The following is a 25,529-nucleotide window of genomic DNA, read 5'->3' on the forward strand; positions in this document are numbered from 1 at the left end:
AGAGTTTATTGTATCACATCATGGAGTCCGGCAGAAACCATAACTTTCAGGGATTAGAGGACACCGGGATTGGAACAGCTTTTCTCCTGATAACCGGCGGCCGCTGCCTCCTTGGCACTCGGAAACACTTCTTCCACGCGATAGTTGTATTGGCAGACATCACGATAATAATATTTGAGTCCCCTGCTATCCACCCCTCCGAAATAGACCGGGGCTTTAACGAGTCTGCCGCCTCCAAGGGCATAATTATTATAATACTGATCGCCCATGGGAATGCCTTGAATAAACGCCATCATACCGATATCATCAATCGTATTCACCCACTCTTCCTGGGATATCAACGGAAGTGCGAACGTATAGGATATTCCGTTCCGGAGCGCCATTTGGTTGTGCCGCTGTATGTAATATGCAAGATGATCTTGAACGGCATTCACAATCGTGATTCGCCTGACTTGTTCGAACACTTCCACATCTTCCAGCAAAGCTACACCCGTCCTGCCGGTCAGGTCCTCCCGAAAGCCAGAGTGCCAGAGGGAGGAACCTCCACCTGATTCATGTACCTGTACGAAGGAATCCAATGTAAACTGGATGCTGTTGCCCCTGCCATCATTCCAGGCATAAGGAATTTTGGGTATCCATCTGTGTTCCATGAGCTCCTCCCCATACGCGTTGGTGAAGGTTTGCGAAACATACATATAATACCCGTCATAATCCAGAACCACGATGGCAGGTATGTACCACCACAGGGCATTCTGCGCAGCCGGATCATCCGCGATGCCCATATTGATGTACAACGTCCGGGAAAAGGACTCCAGCGCTCGCTCTTTGTCCGCACGCATAAATTTTAAAGAATCATATGCCGACTCTTTGTCCTGGGTCTCATTATCGTTCAGCATCATCCCGCCGTCTTGGACGGCAGTGCGCAGAGCAGCCGAGTATTTCATCTCTACGTACCGAACATCCTCCAGACTCTCAGCACGCATGCCCAGGATGAGAAACATGGGGAAAAACACGGCGGTAAATACGATGGCAAGATCAGTAATCTTCATTCAGAACCAAGCCTCCGTAAGGGAATGCGATTGCTGCTTTTCCACCTGAATTTGATCCCGTCAGCGCATCGAACATGATCAGTCCGGGCGTTCGATTCAACGTACTGACACTTACCTGGAAGTGATCTCCGGCCGTTAGACGGTATCGGCGACTGTCATCGTTTTTATCAACATTCGACTCCGGGAACAGATAGCCCATAACATCTTCCTGATAATAAGCATCATATACGACGGAGTAGCGGTTCAGGAATGTTCCAGGATCTGAAGGATCGGCATATTCGGGGTGGTACTTCTTGTGACGATGCTCCATCTCCACATTGTAAATGTTCCCGGTAGCTGCCAGCTCTTGCAGGAAGTCATTGTACATGATCGGGGTAATATACCCCTTCGTACGAACACTGTCCACGAATTTGGTGACGGATTGATAAACAACGAGCCGTGACAGATCATCCTGTCTTCTGGCCATCTCGCCTGCGGGAACCAAATACAGCAAAAGAAGCGCCAGAAAGGCAGCAAACCATTTCGAAACCGAGTTTGACATTGTTATTACCTCACTTTAACAAACTGGATGCTCTCCACTACTCCATCGATTCTCCGAACGTACTCCGCATCATAACGGGCGTTCGTATCAATGATCGAAAGATCCAGCTCCTCCGGATTACTTCCGGATCGGAATCGTACACCATCCACATACATATGGAAGCCGCCAGCTTGTACCTCTCGCAGCGTGAATAATACTTCGCTTCCCTTATAAGTCAGCTTCCTGGGCTCGTTTGTCATCTCTACGGTGATCACACCGGCATGCTGCTCCTGAGTCATTCTGCCTGCGGCTGATATACCGCCATCCACCATCGTCTGAATATGGAATGCATACAGGACAGCGCCAAGAAATAATGCCACCCCTGCTGCCAATTCAAGTGCGCTTATGGTTTGTTCACGCAAGGCAAGTCACCTTTCTGTTCAGAACTATTGATCGAATTTGATGCCTCTGATCACGTTGGAATCATCCTTAACGATGGTGGCCTTAAATTTTCCGCTTGGATTGACGTATTCTGGGCTTTTCTCATCCATAACGAAATCGATATTCCCTTGTCTTGAATCCGGATTGAGAATCGAACCGTCCTTCTCCAATACATTGCCGTACCATTGCCCTGCTTTATTTTTCCCCGTTGCTATGAAAACGCCGAATTGATCCTTGTCCTTGTATTTGCGCAGTGCGTTCGTCACCTGAGAACCGCTGATGGTTGTTCCGTCATACACGGTAAATGCTGCCTGGGACAGCTCAGTCTGAATATCCGAAAAATTGTTCTGAGCAGTTTTGGTTGCCTCCTGCGCCGAAATGAACAAAATAACAACAATGGTAATCAAAGCAATGGTCAGAAATATACCTGCTGCAACCTTTAAAGCGGATGATGCATTATTCATTGAAATCTCCCTCATTCTCTCGTTTATTATTTGAACCTATTGATATAATTCCGCGTTGACAATCCTTGTATCGTTATAACCGTTGAATGTGCTCATAGTACGTTTCCATTTGGGAGAAACTCATGCCGATTAGAGGGATGACAAGATACATAAAGATCAGCGCATACATCGGAGTAAAACCGATCATTCGCCCCCATGCGGCCTTCGTGTCGATCATCGCTTCATACTCCTGCTTGCGCTGCTCGAAACTGAATATCATTTCTCCATCGAGGTCATCAAAAACATCCTTAATCGGTACTTTATCTACCGCAAGCAGCAGCTTGTCCACCAGCCGCTGAAATTCAGGAAACCAGACGTCTTCCTTCAGCTCCAGCAATGCCAACTGTGCGCCATGTTCGTAATGAAGCAAGCTTTTTTGAATGGGAATCTTAAAAATAACGGCAAACCGATTTAGCCATTCTAAGATAGCTTCAACCGAGATACGCTCCATTCCGCGCAGTATGGATATGACTGTCTGAAACTGATAAATTTCATGCTGCATTTCCATATTGCGTACTTTCCGGTGAAAATGCAGCAGCCATAATGGCGCCGCATATGCAGTCACACCTGCCAGAAAGGATAGGAGCAACTCCCACCATTTCAAATACTCGCTATCATAGCGCTGCAGTTTGGTCATAATTCGATCGGTTGTGATCTCAACTTGTTCCTTGGTCAATGGAGTAGGTTCTGTCTCATTAATCATCTGCTTGACCTGATCATCGGTTACATCCGGCGACATATGGAATTGTTCAATAAGCAGCCGATCGCGTTCAACCGTTTCCTCTGCCTGCCGACGCTCGATCTCATTCATCTGGCCGAACAGAGAATGGTTCAAGGAAACGGGGGCATACAGCAGATGATGTTTAGCCTGCACGTGCAAGCCTATTGCGAGCGATAACGACAGGAAAAAAGCTAGGAAAAAGAACGTCATTCTTCTGATATAGAGCCATTCGAACTTGATTCGCGCGTTGCTTTCCTTTAGTAACCGCACCTGCCTGTCATATTTCACCGTACCAGGTGTTGGAGCCATCACCTTCACAAGCCAGCGTATAATAGGAATCCGGTACATCCTTTCTTCCAAGGTCATCTTCTGAACCTCTGCGCGGTAGTCCGTTTCCCGATTTTGCTGAAGCTTCTGAAGCAAGATGTAAGAAATGAGAATAATGACATAAATCGATATCTTGGTCATAAAACCGAGCTTGCTCATATAAAACTCGTCCATCGACGGAAAACTGCTTCTGGCCCAGCGTTCAATCGGTTTGGTGAAAAAGACCGGAGCCAACGAAATCACATTCAAGCCCTTCATTAAATAATCCAGCTTGTCTCTGCGCAATATTTCCAATTGGATCTCCTTGGTCAATCCGCTTAGTCCATGCAGATAGATGGAGCCCTGTTTTCTCGCATGATCGCCAAACTCCATGACAAGATGTGAAATGCCCGCAAACGCTTTAAGATATCGGTTCGGCGCTACCTCATAATACCTCTCCAACTCGTCATCAGGATCGTTGGATACCAAGGCATTGTAGATCCGATGGGCATGCATAGAGATTTCATGTCCTGAAGTCTCAGCCCCCTCGTACAAAGCTTCCTCTACCATTCCATGCTGCTGATAGTGATGGCGGACCGAGGAGAACAATTCAACCGATTGGATAAGGATTCTTCGTTCCAGTCGGTTAATGAACATCTCAACGAGCATATTGTTAATGACCGCTGCTGCGAGAATAACAATGACAATAAACCCCGGGTCCGGATGACTCCATATAAGGAGCATGGCGGTTAAACCGATCGTGCCGGTAATCGCGAAGGCTAATCTCACTGTTTCAAACCGGAGTGATATTTCGTCGTAGGGATGCATGATCGTGATCCGCTGTCTGATCCGTTTAAGATAGTCTTGGATTATCGGGAGCTTCATCCCATACATATAGGCCAATTGAAACCATTGCCGGTACATCCCGCGCAGTGATCTTACCTCGCCCGCACCCACCTTTACGGCCGTTTCCTCACGATACCCTCGTCTTCTGCTCATCCACGACACGATACCGAACGTGATGGAAAACAGCGCCAGGGATATGATTAAAATCAGTATCAACACATCTTTAGAGGTCACTTTGATTCCCCCACCCTGAAGCCAGAAACATTTTGAATTCTTCGGCATCTTCCGGATGCATCTGCTCCGTCATTTCGCGAACACTGCATTCGGATAACTTGGCGGCAGCGATATAGGTCCCGTCCCGATATTCAATCACATTACGGGATTCGAAATAACTTACCTCGTTCAATCTCCGCATATGTTCTGCACTTAACTGAAAATACTGCTCCATGCTGCTCTTCCAGCTGTTTTCTGAAGTTCCCTCGAATGGTGGCAGGGATCCCTTCTCAACCGGGATGCACTCCGTAATACGCTCTATGTAACGGTTACCGTAAGCGTCTCTTCTTAGATGTATATCAAAGTTGATCACGCTGACCACCTGCTGCTCAGCAATATGCTCTTGCCTGAAAACGCCGCTCTTGAGCAGGGAGTTGCGCAAGGATTGTACAAGGTCTTTGAATGTCTTGGCATGATGGGTAAACACGGTAAACAAACTTGCCACTTGAGACATCTGTATCATCCATGACGCTACCTCGTCGCTGGCAACCTCACCAAGAATATTAACTGTACCGTCCGTCTTCTTCTGCAGATCCAGACCGGCCTGCCCACTAATATGCTCGGTTTCCCTGAAGCTGAGAATGTTCCTGCGGCTATAGATTTTCCTTAAATGCAGCTCAAAGGCCATCTCCTGAACCCGAAGGGTATAAGACGCATAAATATGACCAACCATCGCCATGAGCAGCGTTGTTTTTCCGGAACCCTGAGCACCGGTGATTGCCGTAATCCGGCTGCCTTTCATTAAATACCTCAACAAACCGATTACCAATTCCGAGCCGTTTCCCGTAATTAACTGATCAAGCGAAGCCTTGGGCAGATCAAACTTGCGAACAAAGAACGCCCAGGACTCGGCAAATGGTGGCCGGACCACAACGACCCTGGAGCCATCCTTCATCTCATTCACTTTATAACCGCTAGCTTCTGAAAGCTGCCCGGGATGATTGTACTTGTATATGTTTTGACATACCCTCTTAAGTTCCAGCATCGAACCAAACGATAAAAAAGCTAGATGCAGCGAAACCCCTCGATAAAAAATCCATACACTCTCACAGCCTGTTGCTGGCTATTCGGGATGCGAAAAACTTAGCCCCAAGAACTCATCCTGGGAGTGAAAGATATCCTGTCCACTGTCACTATTGACAGGAATGCCACTAACCCCGCCACTGATCCCGTCAATCCGTTGATCCCTGATTTCATCCACAACGGAAAAGCCTTTGTACTGCTGATAAATGCGCTGGACGACGATGTCAAGCTTCTCCGGAAACAAGAGCGGCCGTTGCTCTGACTCATAGATATATGCGATGTCTTCCGCGGTAACCGCATACACGCTGCCCTCTCCGTAACCAGGAATCACGCGCGGCCCTGCAAGATCGTAGGTTTCAAGAAGTACGGATAAAGCATCCTCCCCATGCCTTTGCTTATACAGGTATAATATGATCTCGAATTGATCCTGGGCTGTTAACTCGGTCAGGTTTTCGAACGGAATGGCTGCATGAATGTTGGACTCGTTCAAACCCAGATCTCGGACCAGCATCTGCTTTAAATAGTCCTTTACATATGCTTTATCCAGGACATCTCCGGATACGCAGCCCTTGAGAGCACTTCGCAATTCACTTCGCTTGTTCAGCCTGCGGCGATACTCCTCCTCGTGCAGCCCTAAATCAGATAACTGGCTGTGCGTCAGCTGATGAAGACTATCTTTAACAAACGCAGTCATTGCTTCTAGCGAATAGGGGTCGGATCTCCGTGAAATAGTAGCCGCCGGTTTTCGGGTATCCAAATAACGCAGATATACAAACAGCAATCCAAACAAAATAATGACGATGATCCATATCGTATTCAAGGAATTACCCAAGAGCATGCAGGCCTCCCGCTTTCGAACCGCCGGAAGGCAGACCAAGGTGTTCAGCCGCGGCATCCGCCAGATTACGAACAGCATCATACAGTGGGCTCATGCGTTTGAGGTCAGCGCCTCCTCGACTTCGCTGCATGTAGGACATAACTGAGCGCATATTCCATGCATCCGTCATACCGGAACAATACGGGACACCAAGTACCATCGTTTTGATGCCAAAGCGGCGCTTGATATTTTGCAGTGTACAATGGCTCTCCCGGTCATATTTGCCGACGATATACAAGCATTCCTTGTCCTTCACTTCAGGGGGCAGGCTCACCTGGTTGAGCTCACTCTCCAGGACATGCATATTCTGATTCAATCCAACCACGATTAAGTCTGCCGCTCGAAGTATCGCACAATCTGCCGCTCCAGGGGCTCCATTGCCTGCATCGGCTATCGTGACGTCGTAACTTCGCTTGGAGGACTCCATAACTCTGGTCATAAGTTCAGCCTGTTTCCCGTCCCCCCCACTTCTTGCGGCATGTATATCATCGGCGGACATGGGTTTCGGTCCACATAAAAGATCGAGCCGATCAGACAGGAGCGGCAAGGTATAATTGCGTACATTCTCCGGGTTCAGTCTCCCGCTTGTACTAAGCCGTTCCAAGGCATCCATTCCGGTATCTTGAAAAGCCGTCATATAATCTAATGATTCCTGCTTATAGGTAAAGGCTTGTTCTACTCGTTCCCCTGCATGTCCACCATGGGCGAGCAGCACTTTGACCTGATATTCAAACGCCAATACGATAGGTAAGCTCGAGGCTAACATCGTACTGCCGCTGCCGCTCTTTAAGGGACTCCATACAGCAATCAGACTCATGCATGCCTCCTTCCTGCTTGCCGAAGTGCCCGGCGAATATGCCGGTGCTCCATTTCCGTTAACCTGCGGAGAAGTTCGGTAAGCGATCGTTTATACTGTCTGGACAATGGCTTGATGCCCAGTCTCCCATCATGTTCATTTTTTATTTTCAAGGCGAAAAACAATTCATCCCATGGCATTTTTACGGGCGGTCCCAGCCACTGAATCCGGCTGTCTTCCAGATAGCCTTCAATGTAGGTTTCATCCATCAAATCTTCAATGACCTGAACATATACCCGATGGAAAGGCGGCAGCGGACCATCTGTTCTTGCGGCTCTCAGTTCATCAAGCAAGGCCGTACTCTTACGCAGTCCTGTTACCTCGAATCCGCTAACCCAAACATGGGCATCTGCTGTATCCCACTGCATCTTGTCCAGAAAATCCGACTTCTCCACGTCCATGACGATATAGTCATACTTCTTCTCGTCTGTTTCTTCCAGATAGTCCATCAGCGACGTATAGTTCTCAAATCCGGTTGCCACGTCGAATCCGGCAAACTCCATAACCGGCAGCTGCGGATGTATCACGCCTATGCAATGTTTGTACTTCGCATCCATCGCACCATCCACAAGCAGTACCCTGTTGTCTCCATTAGCTAATATTTTGCACATGTAGAGGAGCATGTCGCTCTTATCACAGATGCCTGTAAATATCCACCTCTTCAATTTGATTACACTCCTTCACTTACCATCTGTTCTTCGGGCTTCGCCTTGTATTTACTAAGGACTTGAGAATATCAAATCCGCTTCTTGTGATTCCTTATCACTGCTCGCCTCGGAATCTGCCGGACCGGTTGACCCCAAAATCTGCTCCGCTTCTGAATCCCGCTCTTCGCGGAGTGGAGGAGTCTCTGAACTTGCCTCACCCTCTGGACGGATGTCAGCGGTATTCCAATTCGTATCATTTGAAGATTTCGCTTGGGAGCTTATATGGGATGCCGGGCTCCATGAATCCGGACTCCTTGCACCGCCAGCAAAGATAGAGTTATGATGCATGTCGGATACCTGAGCCTGCTGATTCGGCTGCTGATTCGGCTGAAGCTTGCTTAAATCCTCCTCCAGCGTGCTTCGCAGAGTAACCTCCAAATGCTTCTCGGCTTTCTTCACAATATTCGGGTTGCTTGCAATCAGCTTCGTTACTTCAGCGTTCGGGGGATAGTTAGGAATCGCTCTTTCTTGCAGCTCCGGCTCTACATAGGTAAGTGCATAGAGCGTTGCATCATGCAGATAAGCATCCACCAAAGCGCTGGAAAGCAATAAAATCTCCTGTTCGCTTAACGTTGTCCAGAACGCTGGATGTTGAAGCCTATCGATCTTCTTCTTGGATAAAATGATGTAATCCTGTCCGGTAGGAAACTGGACCCTCACATCGATAACGTCCCCTTGACGTAAATTGCTTGGCAGATATACGGACTTCATCTCCCGATGACGAAGATCGGACGGCGTCGGCTCTTCTTCAAAGAGCATTGAGCGAGTAATCGGTGTTCCCTGCAGCAGCTCGATCTTGGCTCCCTTCCCCGCAATCTCTTCCTTGACCGAGAACAGATTCCCGGAAGAACCGTCATCAGGCAAACGCACTTCCTTGATATCCTTCGCCTCTATGAAATGACCGGGCGGAATATCTTTTAACGGAACCCATGCAACCTTCATTGAATTGAGCTGCTGAAGCTGTGTCTCTTCAAGCTCCGTGATTCGATGCTCGTATTTAGTACGCTCAATACTCTGCTGCTCTTTATAGCCCTGCACATAATACATCATTGCCCCGGCACATACGGCACCTGTCACGGCTGCGCCGGCAAGTCCGGCAAATATCAGTTTGCGGCTGCGCCTCCTGATAATCGGCATTGCTTCATCTCCTTTAGTTCATATGCAGTTAATTCTTTAGAAACCTGAATCTTCGCTTCCTTTCTGCCGGCGGCAAGTAGTCCTGAAATAACTGTGCAAAAGCCTCACGGCTGCTGTCCGGCACTTCAAAAGGGTCCAATTGCAGGGGCAATGAATGAACTTTATTCGTCCCTAGCGTTCTTCTCATCTCTTGAATCGTTTCTTCGCCTGCAAGAGGCAGTGCATAGATCCTGGCCGGCTGTGGATGTCTTGACAGCATCCGGGCCAGCGTCACCACATCATGCTGTCGCCACTCCGCTCCTGATCCGATAACGATAGGGAGATCAGCCCGAAGGAACTCCTCAAGCCGTTCGCTGTCCCGGTATGCTCCCAAATCCAAGACAACCGCATCGTAACTGCCTCCGAGCAGCGAGATCACTTCCGTTCTGGCTGTTTGCCGCCAAAAGTGAATCCCGTTGATTTCGAACTTTCGGATAGACCCCAGCTTCCCGCCTTCGGCAATTTCCTGAATCCGGGTAAAAGCGGTGGATTTTGCGCTCATCTCTACGATCGCTACCTTCCCGTACCTTGAAGCCAAGTAATGCCCAAATGCGATGCAGCTGTGCGTTGTTCCTACACCGGACGATGCCCCCAATACGGCCGCCACAAGCGTCCCGGCCAGCGTGTTGGACTGAACACCCGATAAATTTGCAGTTATCGGCTGCTGCCTGCTAAGCGCTGAACGAACATCTAGGGCGGATTGATATCGGTGCTCCGGAGCATACTGCAGCAGCTTTCGGATAACGGGCACAAGCTCTCTAGGTAAATCGCTACGAATATGCCGCTCCACGCCCGTTATCCATTCACTGAATTTGCCGCCGGTTGAGAGATAAAGCAGAAGCGCTCCAAGCCCATACAGGTCCGATCTTGCATCACTTTGCCTACCTCCATACTGCTCCGGGGCCGCAAATCCAACGGTGCCTAGCTTGACCGTATCTTCGCCTCTCTCCTGTTTATAACTTCTCGCGATTCCAAAATCGATGAGTCTAACCTCCAGCTGATCCGTCAGCATAATATTCGATGGCTTTAAATCTCGGAATATAACCTGGGGTTCGTGGTTATGGAGATACTCCAGAACATCCAGCAATTGCTCGGTCAGTTCCATAATGAAGTCCGGATTCACATTTCCCCGATATCCCCGGAAGTACTTCTCCAATGTCATGCCCTGAATATAATCCATAACTAAATAGGTGTATCCGGTAGCCTGAGCATGAAAAAAATCGACAATGCGCGGCAGCCGCGGGTGACTGAGTTTAATCAGAAGCTGTGCCTCATCCTGAACGGCGCGCTGCATCCCGGGTTCAGACAAACTCTCTTTCACTGCCCATTTCTTCCCGGGCAGCTTCAGATCCTCGGCTAGATAGACACAGCTCATCCCCCCTTCACCAATCACGCGGTCAATCACGTAACGCTCGCCCAACACTTCCCCATGTACCAATCTGCAAGGCTGATTCATGTCAACGCCCTCTCCTCTGACTTACAAGCACAACAAAAAAAGGAAAGCACTCCGCCACATCACTGAATCGTGATGAAGAGCGGGATGCTTTCCCTGTTGTTGTCGTTGGTTAATTTTGGGATCATTATAGAACAAGATACATTCACTTGTAAAGACTTTTTTAATACTTAAACATATATAGCGTAATCTCGTCCCGATTATGGAACAGCTGCTTCGCTCCCTGAATCTGCATTCTGGACTCCTCAAACACCGACATGATCTCTTTCACCAGCGCCATCGGTTTCTTAGTCAGCAGCTTAACCGTAATAACAGCGGTGCCGCCCGTCTCAAGGCTGTACAGAAGCCCGGTCACCATTCGGGCCATCAGTTTGGGGCTCCAGCTCATGTCGCATACCAGCAGATCGAATTCATGCTCTCTAAACGACACGTCCGCCGCATTCTTATGGACGACACGCAGGTTCTTGTGCCCATCCAGTGATGGATGCATTTTAGCCGGATCAACAGCCGTAACTTGCAAGCCGCGCTCCAATAGAAAGGATGTCCATCCGCCAGGCGCTGCTCCGATATCGACAGCCTTGCGGAAGGAATCAAACGGAATCCCGAACTGCTTCTCCGCCTCAAGGAGCTTGAATTTGGCTCTTGAGATTTGTCCCTCTTCCCGTTGAAAGCGGACGGCGCCTCCGTTCCAATCCGACAGGTTGTCCTCCGGCCGCGACACGCCAACGTACCAGACGCTGTCAGCAGTGAATAGTGAAATAATCCATTCCGGTGCCTGGACCGTGTATTCAAGTTCCATTGCAGCCAAGCGATGCTGTAATTCATCCCGAAGCGCAGCCGGGTTATCCTTCCACGAGCTGTTCTCCGTCTTGCGGATTTGGATGGACACGCGGCTGCGGCCGATCTCCTCCCGCTTCATGACATGCTCAACGACCGCATGCAATGCTTCGACAGCGGTATCAGCTGTTATTTCCAGATGTACTGGAAACAGATGCCGCAGAAATATAGGCGGGGAAGACGTAATTAGCCGCTTAGCCTCATCTTCGGAACTGCCGAGTGTCGCCAAAAACACCTCGCCCGGCATCAACATCGTGCTCTTTAAACTGCCAAACATCCGCCGCAGCTCTTCTTGGGCGTAAGGAGCAAAACCATGGTTTGCCGTACATACCCACTTACTGTGGAAATCTCCGTGATTTTCATTCTGTTCCTCATGTTCTTGCATAACTTTTAATTCGTCCAAACGGATTAACCTCCAGAAATAACTTTGATCCAGGGACGTCCGCCATCCCATTCCAGCTGAGCGTCGATATCATAAGTTTGTTTGATAAGTTCATGGTTCAAAACTTCTTCTTTGCGTCCCGCGGCCGTCAACCGTCCGTTTTTAATAAGCGCCACATGAGTAAATAAAGGGACAATCTCCTCGATATGATGCGTGACGTACACGACCGTAATATTACGCTGCCTCAGCCGGTCAATCTCATGCAGCATCTTCTCCCTTTCATACAAATCCAGACCGGCGCACGGTTCATCCATAATCAGAATCTTTGGATCGGCCATGAGGGATCGTGCCAGCATCACCTTTTTCCGTTCACCCTGGGACAATATCCCGAGAGGCTGCTCCGCCAAATGGCCGAAATTCATTTCGTTTAGCAGAGTATAAGCTAGGTTTCTGGCCTCTTCCGGTATGTCCTGGTAGAAGCGCAGAAAGGCGTAAGCCCCTGTTGCCACAACCTCCCAGACCGGGTCGCTCAGCGTCAATTTCTCCAATAACGACTGGCTAATATAACCGATCGATTTGCGGACCTCCCGAATATCGCATTGTCCATAAACATGGCCAAGAACCTCAACGCGCCCGCTGGAAGGAAACATATACCCTGTCATCATTTCCAGCAGCGTCGTTTTGCCTGATCCGTTCCTGCCCAAGATAGCCCAGTTCTGTCCCGGCTTCATCTCAATAACATCATGCAGAATATGACGATTCCCTCTGACGAGCGACACATGCTGTAGCGAAATCACGGCTTCACGCTCCTAACAAAACTTACGATATCCTGCACGGAACCCATCCGGTACAGCACCTCCGGCTCAGCGAGGGGGCTGGACTGGATGGCCAACAATGCAGGTACGCTGCGGATTTGATACCGTTCCACAATGCCCGGAAGAAAGTTCACATCGGCTTCGAGCAGCTGTACATCCGGCACCACATGTTCCACGATGTCGATCATCTTACGCGCTGCGGCACATGTGCCGCATAATGGCGTATGTAAAAATACGATGACAGGATCCGCATTCGCATCCCGTTTCGTCAGACGCTCGTGCCATTCAAGCCTCTCCGTCAATTCACGCTGCGTAACCTCAATCATCTTGAACCCTGGGCAACTTCCCGCAGCACGGATTCGGGCATCGGTCCATTGTGGACCTTGACGCTTTTCGGCATGTGCTCATAGAGCAGCTCATACATTTTTCTTCGGCCTGACGGACTTGAGGTATGCAAATAAATTTCCTTAGCCTGCAGGTTTTCGGCGATCATGGCTGTAACCACGTCTCCGCCGTTCATTTGGCCATGCCCGAGTTCAAAGTCAAGCGACAGAACGTCCACTTCACATTCACGGAGCATCAGCAAACACTCTTCCCCGTTTCGAGCCAGCGCAAATCCTTTCGGATTGGGACGCCAGTCGTCTAAATACAGATGAATCATATTACTCTCTCCCTTAATCAGGACCAGGACAGCACCTTGGCGATGTCTTCCCGATGCGTGCCGTCAGCCCCTTTTTCACTTTCCAGGACAAATGCCTTGCCCGCAAGTTCCGGTGCCAGAACCAGACGCTTCAGAGCTTCTGTGCCTATCATACCTTGTCCGATGCGGGCGTGGCGATCTTTTCTTGAGCCGGCCCCATATTTCGAATCGTTCAAATGAACGGCAACGGTAGATTCCCAATAAGCTAGCGACTGGCCCCTGGCAAGGAGCTCATCCGTATTCGAAATGTCCCATCCTCCGGCGGCAAACAAGTGGCAGGTATCCAGGCAAAAGCCTATTTTTTCCGGATAATCGGCAAGCTGTCTAACCTTCACGCTCTCTTCTAGCGTCATCCCCATGGACCCATGGTCTCCCGCCTGATTCTCGATCAGCAGCTTGGCCCTGCCCGTCCAGGAAGACAACACATCATTCATGCAGCGAATAATATTCTGATACCCTTCAAGGACATTCTGACTCTTGAGATGCCCAAAATGAACCACGATACCCAGCGATCCGCAAGCCTCGGCAATCATGAGATCGTTCTTTAGGGAATCTACGGTCAACTGGTAAAACGCTTCTCCCCGGGTTAAGCCAACCGCCATATTCGTCGGATACGGTGTGTGCGCGATCGAAACGAGTCCTTGTTCCTGACAAAACGCTGCGCATGCGGCGGCATTGCGGACGTCCGGCGTCTTCAAGTGAAGACTGCGCGGATTTTTCGGGAAATACTGATACGCGAGTGAACCGATGCCGGCTGCATGCTGAGCTGCTGCGAGAAATCCGCCGCGTGTGCTGACATGGCTTCCAATCCGGACTTTAGACTTCATGCTGACAGTTCGGACAAAAGAACACTTTGCGCGAGGTATGCTCCGCCTTCACGATCGGCGTGCCGCAGCGAACACAGGGCTCTCCTTCGCGATCGTAAACTTTGCACTCGTCGTTATAAGCTCCCGTCAGGGTGTCCCCTTCCTGAAACGGCATTTCCATATATCCGCCGCCATCCGTTGCCTCGTGCATCACTTTAACGGTACTCTCGTATAACTGCTCTAAAGACTGCTCCGATAGATCCTGAATTTTGGACAGCGGGTGAATTTGGGCATCGAAGGCAATCTCATCCGCGTAACAGTTGCCGATTCCGGCGACAACCTGCTGATTGACCAGCGTTGTTTTTAAAGCGCCCCGCCGTTTTCCGATCAGTTCGACAAAGCGCGCTTTGGTCATTCGCCGATCCAGAAGTTCAGGTCCAAGCTCTTTAAGCGCATTTTCCGTTTCTCGGGCCGTTAGGAAGTGCAAGTAACCCAGACGCAGACCGATAAAATACAGCACCTGATCACCAAATGTGATCTCGACCTGAGTCGACCTTGAGGGACGTTCCTCATCCCTATGCCCTAAATACAAAATGCCGCCCAGCATGAGGTGAAGCAGCAATCTGCCTCCGTTATGCAGATGGAATATGAGATGCTTGCCTCTACGTTCCACAAAAATGACCTTGCTTCCCTTTAGCACGGAAGTAAAGTCTTCAACCGTCACATTTAGTGATTTTTCACGGTTCACGACGACATTCGTGATTGGCACATTCAAAATGCTCTGCGATAACAATCTTCGGTAATTTTCCATTTCCGGCAGTTCCGGCATGATTCATCTTCCCTTTCGTCAATCACAAAAGTTTATGTACACACTCGATCATTATGAACACAGCAGATTTTTCACTTCGCTCAAATCCCGGCAGATAAAGTCCGGTGTGACCCCCGTGGCTTCCATATGCGCCTCCATATTGTGATCGGTCGTGATTCCGGTCATAACGAGCACCGTCTTACAGCCTGCATGCGCGCCAGCCGCGATGTCCGTACGTATATTATCTCCGATTACATAAGTTTCCTCCGGGGCCAAACCGAGGCGATCCGAAGCAAATTTCATTAAAATCGAGGACGGCTTTCCGATGACCGTCGGTTTCACTCCGGAAGCGGCTTCGATCGCAGCACCCAGCGAACCTGCACCGGGCATCAAGCCGGTATCCGATGGAAGCTGCAAATCCGGATTGGTCAATATCGACACGGCTCCCTCCTGAATCCAGCGAACGGCACGTGTTAACTTCTCGTAATGGAACGAGCGGTCGATTCCTTGAATCACATAATCAGGGGACTGCTCCACGATGTTCAGACCTGCGGACAAGAGCGCTTCACGGAGCCCCTCTTCTCCGAGCATCGCCACTTTGGCACCCGGCGACTTCTCAGCGATATATTTAGCTGCAGCCAGGGAGGAGGTGCATACTTCCTCCGGTAAGGCAGGGATCCCCATCTCCATCAGATGCGCCGCAACCTGTTCGGGTGTCCTTGATGAATTATTCGTTACATACAGGAACGGAATCTGCAATTCCTTCAGCCGCTCGATGAGAAGGTCTGCCCCCTCAATTCGATGCCGGCCATGATACAGCGTTCCATCCAGATCAATCAGTAATCCTTTTGGTTTTGGTTTTTCCATGAGTTGATAGCACCTTCTTATTTCTTTCCTTCACGCCATAAATGATTCATCGGCTAAAGGTTGAGCTTTCTCGGCATCGCCGTGATCGTCAATCATCGTCATATATCGGTATAAATATGTATAACCATGGTTCATACACTGCGCTGAAGTTTGCTTACGCTGAAACCCCAGTTAGTATTATTGTAAAGAAGGCTACTTCCGGTTGCAAGGTTCATGGCGAGTATCTCAGCCCGGCGGCAAATCAGTCGAAAGAGATCGAAGACTGTCCAAGCGTTAGTGATTATAAACCGGTTTGTCATTTCCTGCGCTTTCCCGGAAAATAATTCACTCAATCACTCGATATTTCCCTGTAAATAGCCGCTTTGTCTACTTATGATCTGCGCTGGATTGGGTACAATCCGAAATCCTCTGCTAGGCGTGTATTTTCAAAAATCTCCTGCGCTTCCTTGAGCAGCGGCTGCAAGTGCTCAATATCCTTATACCGGGAGCTGAAGTGGGTCAGGAACAGCGATCGTACTTCAGCCCGTTTGGCTGCTTCCGCTGCCTGTTTAGCCGTACTGTGATAGTATTCGTGCGCTAGTTCCGACAGATCTTCCATGAAAGTGGCTTCATGAACCAGAAGATCGGCACCTTTGGCCAGAGTCTCCACTCCAGGGCATGGCCTTGTATCCCCGAGAATCGTGACCACTCTCCCTTTTTTCGGTGTCAGGAGCACATCAGAGGCATGAATCCATCGCCCGTCGCCGAGTTCCACGCTCTCCCCTCTTTTTAGCTTGCCATAAAGCGGCCCTGGCTTGAGTCCATAATCCGCCAAACGTTTCAGGTCCAGACTGCCGGGGAGATCCTTCTCCACGATACGGTAGCCATAACTCTCGGCCCTGTGATCCAGCTTTGCCGATTCCACGAGGAAGTTATCGTCCTCAAACAATATGCCACCGGTGTGCTCAATAACCTCCATCGTATAAGGGACACGCGATTGGCTGATGCTCAGCGTAGTTTCAATGAAAACCTTAATACCTGGGGGACCATATATCGACAGGGGTGAAGTTACCCCTTGGGCACCTCGGCTGGATAGCAACCCTGGCAAACCGAATACATGATCACCGTGCATATGTGTAATGAATACCTTTTCAAGCTTGGACAGCTTGAGCGGGGACTTCAATATTTGATGCTGCGTGCCTTCTCCACAATCAAACAGCCACAGACTTCTTCGTTCTTCCAGCATACGCAGTGCAATCGAGGTCACGTTACGCTGCAGCGTAGGAACCCCCGCGTTTGTTCCTAAAAAATAGAGTTCCATCCCTCTTCTCCCCTTTCGTGTTGTAAACCGGAGAAATCCCCCGAAACATTCGGAGGATTTCAAACCGGCTGTACCGGTATTCAAATGTTAAGCTTTATCCACGTTAAAATAATGAGCCTCCGGATGGCTGAACACCATGGCGGATACCGATGCCTCCGGTTCCATCATGAAACCTTCGGTAAGATGAACGCCGATATCTTCTGGCTGCATCAATTTAAATAACGGTTCCTGATCCTCCAGATCCGGACAGGCCGGATACCCGAAGGATACGCGAATGCCTTGGTATCTCGCACCCAAGCGCTGCTTCATTGTCATGTCAGCCGGATCGGGGTATCCCCACGTATCCCGCATCATATGGTGAATCCGCTCCGCCAGACCTTCTGCCGTTTCCAGTGCGACTGATTGAAGCGCATGTGAGCGCAAATAGTCACCCTTGTCCTTCCATTCCCCGGACAATTTTCCGACGCCGTGTCCGGCTGTAACGACAAGGAATCCAACGTAATCCATTACCCCGCTGTCTACGGATTTCAGGAAATCCGCCAAGCACAGGTACGGCTCAACCTGCTGTCTTGGAAACGTAAAGGTATGCAACACTTTTGTTGTATCTTTCGGATCGTATATGAGAATATCATTTCCTCTCGACTGTGCCGGGAAGAAACGGTACATCGCATGCGCCTGTATGATCCCCGATTGAACGGCCTCTTCCAGAATACCATCAACGGTTTCCTTAAGCGATACCGCCTTCGGGTCATTGGCTTTCAGCAGCTGTTCCACTGAACCTTTCAGGCCTAAATGATGTCCCAACAGCATCTGCATGTTGATATAAGGCAGGATATGCGAAATCGGGTAGTTTCGAAGCACATGCCGCTCCATATCCGGCGGTATATATACAGGAGCATCGGTCGAAATTTTGGAGCGCAGCCCTTCTGACAGCTTCGGCATTACTTTTACTACCTGAGGTGCAGCGGCATCCGCTTCTTGCTCTGCCTTAATCTCTTCCGCCATTTGGGTCCGCAGCACCGGATCGCTCAGCTGGTTGGCCAATGCAAGACCATCCATTGCGTCCTTCGCGTAAAGCACCATGCCGTCATACTCGGGACGAATGCGGGTCTTCGTGAATTTCCGTGTAAGAGCCGCCCCGCCTACCATGATCGGAACGCTAATGCCCGCGTTTTTCAAATCCTGGGCGGTGGATACCATCTGTTGGGCTGACTTCACGAGCAAACCGGACAAGCCGATCGCATCGGGCTGCTCGCGTCGGTATGCCTCGATAATTTGCTCCGGTGGTACTTTTATACCCAAATTAATGATTTGATAACCATTGTTGGATAAGATGATCTCCACCAGGTTTTTACCGATATCATGCACGTCCCCCTTCACGGTGGCAAGCATGATTTTCCCTTTGACCGACGACTCGTTTTTCTCCATAAAGGATTCGAGATACGCCACGGAGGCTTTCATCACTTCGGCACTTTGCAGCACCTCAGCCACAATGAGTTCGTTGTTGTTAAACAAGCGTCCAACCTCGGTCATCCCGGCCATCAGCGGGCCATTAATGATCTCCAGCGCGCCGTATTTGGTTAATGCTTCATCTAAGTCCGGAATGAGGCCTTCCTTGGAACCTTCCACCACATAGGATGCAAGTCGCTCCTCGAGTGTCAGATTGGATACCTTCACCTTCTTCTCTACCTTTTTATCCCGGAATGCCGCCACAAAAGCAGCCAACGTCTCATCGTTGGTGCGGTAAATCAAATCCTCTGCCAGTCGGCGCTCTTCTTCCGGGATTGAGGCATAACGCTCCAGCTTCTCGGTATTCACGATTGCGTAATCCAATCCCGCTTTTGTGCACTCGTACAGATACACGGAGTTCAAGACTTCACGGCCCGCTTCCGGCAATCCAAAGGAAACGTTACTGATGCCGAGGATCGTATGCACTTTTGGCATGGCTTCTTTTATGATGCGGATGCCTTCAATCGTTTCCTTGGCGGATCCGATATACTGTTCGTCCCCCGTACCTACCGGGAATACAAGTGTGTCGAAAATAATGTCCTCAGGCGAAACGCCATATTTGTTCACCAACAGATCATAAGAACGCTGGGCTACCTTCAGCTTGTCGTCACGATGGATCGCCTGACCGGTCTCATCAATGGTTCCTACAACAACCGCGGCACCGTATTTATGCACCAACGGGATCACATGCTCAAATTTCTCTTCACCGTCTTCAAGGTTAATGGAGTTAATAATCGCCTTCCCTTGCGAATATTGCAGCGCCAGGTCAATAACGGCTGGATCGGTGGTATCAATCATGAGCGGCACTTTAACCTTTTTAACTACTAGCTCCAGAAACTTAATCATATCTTCCGACTCTTCACGATCCGGATCCTGTACGCAAACATCAATGACATGTGCGCCATTCTTGACCTGTGCACGTGCGATCTCGGAGGCTTCCTCATATTTACCTTCTACAATTAACCGTTTAAACTTCCTGGAACCCAGAACATTCGTTCTCTCCCCCACCATATACGGTCGGTTTTCCTGCTCGATATAAACCGGCTCGATACCGGATAATGCCGGCAAATGTCCACCATCCAGCGGTCGTGGGGAGAAGCCATCCATCGTTTGTTTTAAAGCGCGAATATGGTCGGGTGTTGTCCCACAGCATCCGCCGGCGATGTTAAGCCAGCCTTTTTCAGCAAAAGCCCCCATCTTTTGAGCCAACGATTCAGGGGATTCGTGGTACTGCCCGTTCTCGTCTGGGAGACCTGCGTTAGGATAACAGCTAATGGCACTTCTCGACATTTCGGATAAGGAGCGAATATGGTCACGCATGAATTCCGGGCCCGTTGCACAGTTAAGGCCAATGGATACGGGATTCAGATGTTCCAAAGAAATGTAGAATGCCTCTATATTTTGTCCGGCCAGCGTCGTTCCCATCGGTTCAATCGTACCGGATATCATGATTGGAAGCGTGACGCCCGTTTTATCAAACGCTTGGCGAATCCCAATGCTCCCGGCTTTCACGTTTAATGTATCCTGGGATGTTTCGAGCAAAAGCGCATCAACTCCGCCTTCAATCAAGGCAACGGCTTGCTCCTCGTAACTCTCGATCAATTCGGCAAAGGTCACACCGCCGGTAACCGATAGCGTCTTGGTTGTCGGACCCATCGCTCCTACCACATAGCGCGGGCTGTCCGGCGTGGAATATTTTTCAACCGCTGCACGGGCCAAATGAGCCGCTTTCAAGTTGATTTCCCGGGCAAGTTCAGGTATATCGTATTCAGCAAGCACAACCGAGGTTGCGCCAAACGTATTGGTTTCAATCAGGTCGGCACCTGCTTCAAGATATTGTTCATGTATTTTCTGAATGACATCCGGCCGATGAATGACCAGCATTTCATTACAGCCATCGAGGTCCGGACCGCCAAAATCTTCAGCTGAGAGGTCCTCCTGCTGGATCATCGTGCCCATGGCACCATCAAGAATTAATATTCGTTCTTTAAGTACTTCTTGTAAGCTAGGCTTGTTCAACTCGTAAACCTCCCCCGAAAACGTTAAATCTTAGTGTATCAGAATATTTTTCAATAGAAAAGCTGAAATATTGCGCAGCAATGGGTACAAATCCACATTTTCAGATGACAAATGCTGTGAGGGGGGCTATAATACATATTAATCCAACGGGAGAAAGAGGGTTAAAGCTATGGCAGAGATTGTGATTCGCAACACGAACGAACGCATTACTGGAGAAGAAAATGTTCGGGAATTCCTGAATAACCAAGAGGTTGTTTACGAGCACTGGAATATGGAAAAACTCCCGGCAGCGCTTCAAGAAAATTTCAAGCTTAGTGATGACGATAAGAAGCGCATTTTGGACATCTTTGATGAAGAAATTCGCGACTTGGCTGCAAGACGCGGCTACAAAATTTGGGATGTCATCACACTTTCCGAGTCCACGCCCAATATAGAGGACCTGCTGAAAAAATTCGAAGAGGTTCACACCCACGCGGAAGACGAAATCCGTGCGATTGTCGGCGGTAAAGGAATCTTCATTATTAAAGGCTCCGACGATGTCGGTTACTTTAATGTAGAGCTTGAGCCAGGCGATGTCATTTCCGTACCGGAAAATACGCCTCACTTCTTCACATTGATGGAGAACAAGCAGATCATCGCAGTTCGTCTTTTCATTGAAGAGAACGGCTGGGTTGCTACACCGGTAGAAGATCCTCAATTCCAATAAGCCTGAGGGCAAATTGATTAGGAGAACGGAATAAGGCAGCGCATCAATCCACTTGCGGATCATGCGCTGCCTTTTTATTGGAGCCGAGCAGCTTAACTATAAAGGAGGATTCCAATATTTATTAGCGATGCGTTACTCCGTTACCTTCAGTTCCTTTAGCGGCATAGAATGCTGTCCTCTCGCCGTGACATGTGAAACGATACGATAGGTTCCAGCCTCATCGAAGGTTTTCTCCATTTTGTAAACCCCGCCTTGATCATGCTTGACCGGGACCTTCGCCTGAACGCCTCCGCCTTCCAGCGTCACTTCAAATTCCACATCGTTCGCATCTTCCACCGGGCTGCCGGCTTGCGTCACCTTCGCTTCGATCAACACCTTCTCGCCAGCCTTAATGCTCTCCGGCGTCAGAGACAGCTCGACGATGATGGGTTCCGCCATCACATCATCTCCGGATTCCGCCTTGCTGTCATTACATGCGGCAAGCGCAACCGCCATTAGCACCATGGCTGCAATTAGGGCCATCTTTTTTCTGGTCATGCTCTACACCTCTTTTACAAAATAGGGCTATGTATGGTTCATTCACGTAATGGTCATTTCCAAACGACGTAAGTTTCCTAATCCATTATATCGCATAATTCTTTTCCTTCTATCTCATGCAGCTTACAATTGTGTGACGTTTATCATAGCCAAGGGCAAGGGTGAAATCAGAACGTATAACCAACAAAAAAACAGCCCATAACCGCTGAATCTGCTGTTAGGGCTGTTCCTATGTAAGTTTAGCGTATCAATTATTCGGGCTTAGCTCTTAATTGTATAGTCTATAAAGATGCCACGATGGCATGCAGCTCCGATAAATGTTTAATCTCAAACTTCGGTTGAATGGACGGATCATGAGGTCGGTTTACCCGATTGATCCAAACCGTATGCAGTCCAGCCGCATTTCCGCCTTTAATGTCTGTGGTCAGCTTATCTCCCACCATCACGGCCTGATCCGCCTCGACACCTAACAAGTCAAGTGCATGCTGGAAGATGGAAACATCCGGCTTCCCTTTGCCAAAATCACCGGAGATGATGATATGATCAAAGTAAGGAACCAGTTCCGGAACACCGTCCAGCTTCTCCTGCTGCAAATCCGGACTTCCGTTCGTAAGAAGGAGCAGCTTTACATTCCCCTGCAATTCCTTCAGAACTTCAAACGTTTCTTCATATACGTATGGTCTTGTTCTGCGTTCAGCAGCGAATTGTGCAGCCAGCGTCTCGGCCAATAGTTCATTATCAACGCCCAGGCGCTGAAGTCCGCGTCGCCATGATTCCTTGCGGTATACGGGTGCCAGCTCCTGCAGCTTTCTGAATTCAGGCTGCGAACCAGCCGTAAAATTAGCCCACAAGCCTTCAAAAGGGTTAATTCCGATCATTTTGGTAAAAGCAAAGGTATCATATGATTCATATAATGCTCTCGCTTCTTCCCGTACTGCGGCCAAAAGTGATTGGGCATCTACGCCGGTCTCGTCCGCTCCGGCCTGGCATGTCACTTCAAACGCTTCTTCCACACTACGTTCATCCCACAATAACGTATCGTCCAAATCAAACAAAACCGCAGCTATCGGCATGTCTCTCCCACTCCTCATATACACTGTGATCTATTCTATATGTTAATTATGCTCCACTGGAATTTGATGAGTCTTTGCGAACTCTTCCAATCTTTCGCCCATCGCTTTCGTATCATAAAGATTCATCATACGCGAGAATACCCAGTTGCCTGCTTTCCCCTTGCCTTGGATCACGACGGAACCTGAAGCCAATTTGATCTTCTCGATATCCGATACAGCCAAACGACGTTCCCTATTGAACTTCATCGTGGAAACGGAAGCACGCTCAATCTTCAAATAAGGTTTGCGTAGGAAAATCATGAGCGCTAACAGGATATACAAGCTGACACCAACCCAATTCAACACGTCATTGCTTCCGCCGGCTGCCTGGGATGTCGCCGTTCCGAGAAGCGCATACAAACCAGCCAGTGCAACGAGTACTAACGGAAGAACATACTTACGCCCCTTAAACACGTCATGCTTATCATTGACGGCAGAGCCTTGGTATGAGGTCAGTCCCTGCTTTTTACGCTGCTTGTTCAGCTGTGACATATTTTTGTTGACTTTTCTTTCCCATGATCGTGACATATAGTTCCCCCTGAACTCAATTTCAAAATATTACCAATCCATATATAAACTTGGGGTAACCGTATTCGATTCCACGAATAATCGGCACCCCAAGTATTATAATTCTATCCATCTATCTGGTCATGAATCCACTGTTGTAGGTCCATGCGACAGTTGATCGACTAATGCTTTAATCGCGGGCCGCCTTTTTGTTCATTTTCATCAACCCATTCGATCGTTTCCAGCTGTTGTCTAAAGTTACTGCGAATATTATTAAGGTATATTTCCCGAAGCTCAGCCCGTTCTTTGAGCTCTTCCGCGGTCAATCCCTCACTCTTCTGTTTTCTTGCTAGTACATTGATGCGTTCAACCAAAGTATCGATGTCCATGACTTCTCCTCCAATTCCGATATCATGTATAACTTAAACATGTGAAAAAGAGCTTGTCAAGGCAACAGCACCCTTGCAAACTCTTATTAAGAACAAATATGAACATATGATGCCATAAATGGGTTCCTCTATGTTAAGAAATCAATAGTCGTCTATTATAAACACGCTTATACTGCGTGAAATCACTTCGTTAGGCAAGCTTAGAAATATGAAGCGAGAAGTAGGGACATATATAAGGAAAGGTTTGCTCTTAGCGTCGTCCAATTACCAGACCGGTAAAGACAACACCTCTCCGGCCTGTATATCCGGACCTTTCAATCCGTTAATTCTTCGGATGCTATCCAGATAGACTCTCGTATCCATATCTGCCGGTTTATGAAGGGAAGCAATTCGCCACAAACTATCACCATATTGAACAATAACCTGCTTCTCCCCAGCCGGCTTGTCCATCCCCCCGGCAAAAACGGAATATGCTCCTGTCCAAAATGAAGCTACGATCAAGAGGATGAATAAAAGCTTTATAAAAGGAATGGATGCCATTCTGGACTTCAATTGATTGCTCCAAGTCTCCGAGGAATTCTTCGTTTTCACTGGAACGTTCTCATAAATGCTGCGGTATGTACTGTATTTCAACATGGAATCATCATCTCCCAAACAAGTGTTCTCTTATGGATTTATATTAACACGAACACTTGTTTGATTCAATACCTAAAAGAACATTTGTTCTATTTTTATTTAGAACTTATGTTTGTACGAACGGAAGTTCTATGTTATAATTTTCCCAAACGTTACTAAATGGGGTTGATACGGCATGTCGAAAATATCCAGCCGCCAGCTGGCGATCTTAGAGTTTATCCGCAACGAAGTTCGTAGCAAGGGTTACCCGCCTTCTGTCCGGGAAATCGGCGAGGCTGTCGGACTAGCCTCCAGTTCAACGGTCCATGGACATCTAGACCGTCTGGAGAAGAAAGGCCTCATTCGCCGTGACCCTACGAAACCAAGAGCCATCGAGCTGCTTGGCCAAGAAGAGTCCGATAGCGCGAACCTGTTTACCCACACCATTGCCAGAGTGCCTGTTGTCGGTAAAGTCACTGCAGGTGTTCCTATTACAGCCATGGAGAACATTGAGGATTATTTCCCGCTCCCGCAGCATTATGTAGGCGACGATAAGGTGTTCATGTTGTCGGTTGTCGGTGACAGTATGATCGAAGCTGGCATTCACAGCGGCGACTATGTCATTGTTCGCCAGCAGCAAACTGCAGACAATGGCGACATTGTTGTAGCGATGACCGAAGAAGACGAAGCAACGGTAAAGACCTTCTACAAGGAGAAGGATCATGTACGATTGCAACCGGAGAATCCTACCTACGAGCCACTGCGCCTGAACCATGTTACGATTCTCGGTAAAGTAATCGGACTCTTCAGGGACGTCCACTAACTTCATAGATTTATGAATAAGAGGTTACCTTCCTTAATTGGACGGT

At 48.9% G+C, this 25,529-nt stretch carries 25 protein-coding genes and 1 pseudogene; 2 read left to right on the forward strand and 24 right to left on the reverse strand.

All coding sequences use genetic code 11. The annotated features are described in order from the left end of the window. Positions 1 to 53 precede the first annotated feature (53 nt). The 19 genes and pseudogenes from PLA01S_RS06435 to metH all read right to left on the reverse strand — a co-directional run bounded on the left by PLA01S_RS06435 (position 54) and on the right by metH (position 20,794). Positions 54 to 1,049: a hypothetical protein gene (locus PLA01S_RS06435; RefSeq protein WP_127590861.1), complete on the reverse strand. Its 996-nt coding sequence runs from the start codon at positions 1,047 to 1,049 to the stop codon at positions 54 to 56. After that, positions 1,036 to 1,590: a hypothetical protein gene (locus PLA01S_RS06440; protein WP_127590863.1), complete on the reverse strand. Its 555-nt coding sequence runs from the start codon at positions 1,588 to 1,590 to the stop codon at positions 1,036 to 1,038. The genes PLA01S_RS06435 and PLA01S_RS06440 overlap by 14 nt, the downstream gene beginning before the upstream one ends. A gap of 5 nt (positions 1,591 to 1,595) precedes the next feature. After that, positions 1,596 to 1,991, reverse strand: a complete 396-nt coding sequence (locus tag PLA01S_RS06445; RefSeq protein ID WP_246059361.1) for a hypothetical protein — start codon at positions 1,989 to 1,991, stop codon at positions 1,596 to 1,598. A 24-nt stretch (positions 1,992 to 2,015) separates the two neighbouring features. After that, positions 2,016 to 2,474, reverse strand: a complete 459-nt coding sequence (locus PLA01S_RS06450; protein WP_100536476.1) for an ABC transporter permease — start codon at positions 2,472 to 2,474, stop codon at positions 2,016 to 2,018. 73 nt (positions 2,475 to 2,547) lie between these two features. Further along, entirely contained in the window at positions 2,548 to 4,620 is a 2,073-nt protein-coding gene (locus tag PLA01S_RS06455; RefSeq protein WP_127590865.1) for a hypothetical protein, read from the reverse strand. Then, positions 4,610 to 6,520: pseudogene (locus PLA01S_RS06460) on the reverse strand (pilus assembly protein CpaF). Before PLA01S_RS06460 ends, PLA01S_RS06455 begins: the two are co-directional and overlap by 11 nt. Beyond that, complete coding sequence (locus PLA01S_RS06465; protein ID WP_127590867.1) at positions 6,507 to 7,376, reverse strand: CpaE/TadZ family protein; 870 nt, start codon at positions 7,374 to 7,376, stop codon at positions 6,507 to 6,509. Before PLA01S_RS06465 ends, PLA01S_RS06460 begins: the two are co-directional and overlap by 14 nt. Next, positions 7,373 to 8,080 carry a hypothetical protein gene (locus PLA01S_RS06470; protein ID WP_127590869.1) on the reverse strand — a complete coding sequence of 236 codons (708 nt, stop codon included), beginning with the start codon at positions 8,078 to 8,080 and terminating at the stop codon, positions 7,373 to 7,375. The genes PLA01S_RS06465 and PLA01S_RS06470 overlap by 4 nt, the downstream gene beginning before the upstream one ends. Positions 8,081 to 8,134: 54 nt before the next feature. Further along, positions 8,135 to 9,259: an SAF domain-containing protein gene (locus PLA01S_RS06475; protein WP_127590871.1), complete on the reverse strand. Its 1,125-nt coding sequence runs from the start codon at positions 9,257 to 9,259 to the stop codon at positions 8,135 to 8,137. Between the two features lie 28 nt (positions 9,260 to 9,287). Next, positions 9,288 to 10,754 (reverse strand): serine/threonine protein kinase, encoded by a 1,467-nt coding sequence (locus PLA01S_RS06480; RefSeq protein WP_127590873.1) that lies wholly within the window; start codon positions 10,752 to 10,754, stop codon positions 9,288 to 9,290. A 160-nt stretch (positions 10,755 to 10,914) separates the two neighbouring features. Then, the gene (locus PLA01S_RS06485; RefSeq protein WP_127590875.1) at positions 10,915 to 11,991 is read right to left on the reverse strand and encodes an SAM-dependent methyltransferase; all 1,077 of its coding nucleotides are present in this window, start codon (positions 11,989 to 11,991) and stop codon (positions 10,915 to 10,917) included. A gap of 5 nt (positions 11,992 to 11,996) precedes the next feature. Further along, the gene (locus tag PLA01S_RS06490) at positions 11,997 to 12,767 is read right to left on the reverse strand and encodes an ABC transporter ATP-binding protein (RefSeq protein WP_127590877.1); all 771 of its coding nucleotides are present in this window, start codon (positions 12,765 to 12,767) and stop codon (positions 11,997 to 11,999) included. Beyond that, positions 12,764 to 13,111, reverse strand: a complete 348-nt coding sequence (locus PLA01S_RS06495) for a thioredoxin family protein (protein WP_100536467.1) — start codon at positions 13,109 to 13,111, stop codon at positions 12,764 to 12,766. Before PLA01S_RS06495 ends, PLA01S_RS06490 begins: the two co-directional genes overlap by 4 nt. Beyond that, a complete protein-coding gene (locus PLA01S_RS06500; protein ID WP_127590879.1) occupies positions 13,108 to 13,446 on the reverse strand; it encodes a cyclic-phosphate processing receiver domain-containing protein in 339 nt (112 codons plus the stop codon). Before PLA01S_RS06500 ends, PLA01S_RS06495 begins: the two co-directional genes overlap by 4 nt. A gap of 17 nt (positions 13,447 to 13,463) precedes the next feature. Then, positions 13,464 to 14,312: a deoxyribonuclease IV gene (locus tag PLA01S_RS06505; RefSeq protein ID WP_127590881.1), complete on the reverse strand. Its 849-nt coding sequence runs from the start codon at positions 14,310 to 14,312 to the stop codon at positions 13,464 to 13,466. Beyond that, a complete protein-coding gene (mutM, locus tag PLA01S_RS06510; RefSeq protein ID WP_100536464.1) occupies positions 14,302 to 15,120 on the reverse strand; it encodes a DNA-formamidopyrimidine glycosylase in 819 nt (272 codons plus the stop codon). The genes PLA01S_RS06505 and mutM overlap by 11 nt, the downstream gene beginning before the upstream one ends. A 51-nt stretch (positions 15,121 to 15,171) precedes the next feature. Then, positions 15,172 to 15,966, reverse strand: a complete 795-nt coding sequence (gene nucF, locus PLA01S_RS06515; RefSeq protein WP_127590883.1) for a 5' nucleotidase NucF — start codon at positions 15,964 to 15,966, stop codon at positions 15,172 to 15,174. Between the two features lie 370 nt (positions 15,967 to 16,336). Further along, a complete protein-coding gene (gene rnz / locus PLA01S_RS06520; protein WP_127590885.1) occupies positions 16,337 to 17,266 on the reverse strand; it encodes a ribonuclease Z in 930 nt (309 codons plus the stop codon). Positions 17,267 to 17,353: 87 nt separating this feature from the next. Beyond that, a complete protein-coding gene (gene metH / locus PLA01S_RS06525; RefSeq protein WP_127590887.1) occupies positions 17,354 to 20,794 on the reverse strand; it encodes a methionine synthase in 3,441 nt (1,146 codons plus the stop codon). Positions 20,795 to 20,963: 169 nt separating this feature from the next. Here metH and PLA01S_RS06530 point away from each other — a divergent pair, with 169 nt between their 5' ends. Continuing rightward, positions 20,964 to 21,500 (forward strand): acireductone dioxygenase, encoded by a 537-nt coding sequence (locus PLA01S_RS06530; protein ID WP_127590889.1) that lies wholly within the window; start codon positions 20,964 to 20,966, stop codon positions 21,498 to 21,500. Positions 21,501 to 21,632: 132 nt separating this feature from the next. Here the strand turns inward: PLA01S_RS06530 and PLA01S_RS06535 are convergent, their stop codons facing one another. The 5 genes from PLA01S_RS06535 to PLA01S_RS06555 form a co-directional block, all read right to left on the reverse strand. Beyond that, positions 21,633 to 22,037 (reverse strand): FixH family protein, encoded by a 405-nt coding sequence (locus PLA01S_RS06535; protein ID WP_127590891.1) that lies wholly within the window; start codon positions 22,035 to 22,037, stop codon positions 21,633 to 21,635. A gap of 281 nt (positions 22,038 to 22,318) precedes the next feature. Beyond that, positions 22,319 to 23,110 (reverse strand): HAD family hydrolase, encoded by a 792-nt coding sequence (locus tag PLA01S_RS06540; RefSeq protein WP_127590893.1) that lies wholly within the window; start codon positions 23,108 to 23,110, stop codon positions 22,319 to 22,321. 42 nt (positions 23,111 to 23,152) lie between these two features. Next, a complete protein-coding gene (locus PLA01S_RS06545) occupies positions 23,153 to 23,677 on the reverse strand; it encodes a hypothetical protein (protein WP_071218230.1) in 525 nt (174 codons plus the stop codon). Positions 23,678 to 23,838: 161 nt separating this feature from the next. Further along, entirely contained in the window at positions 23,839 to 24,045 is a 207-nt protein-coding gene (locus PLA01S_RS06550; protein WP_100536458.1) for a DUF896 domain-containing protein, read from the reverse strand. A gap of 264 nt (positions 24,046 to 24,309) precedes the next feature. After that, entirely contained in the window at positions 24,310 to 24,681 is a 372-nt protein-coding gene (locus PLA01S_RS06555) for a LysM peptidoglycan-binding domain-containing protein (protein ID WP_127590895.1), read from the reverse strand. A gap of 175 nt (positions 24,682 to 24,856) precedes the next feature. Between PLA01S_RS06555 and lexA the strand changes: the two genes are divergently transcribed. After that, positions 24,857 to 25,483, forward strand: a complete 627-nt coding sequence (gene lexA, locus PLA01S_RS06560; RefSeq protein WP_006209658.1) for a transcriptional repressor LexA — start codon at positions 24,857 to 24,859, stop codon at positions 25,481 to 25,483. Positions 25,484 to 25,529: the final 46 nt, after the last annotated feature.

It is taken from the genome of Paenibacillus lautus NBRC 15380 (assembly GCF_004000945.1).
GTDB lineage: Bacteria > Bacillota > Bacilli > Paenibacillales > Paenibacillaceae > Paenibacillus_AQ > Paenibacillus_AQ lautus.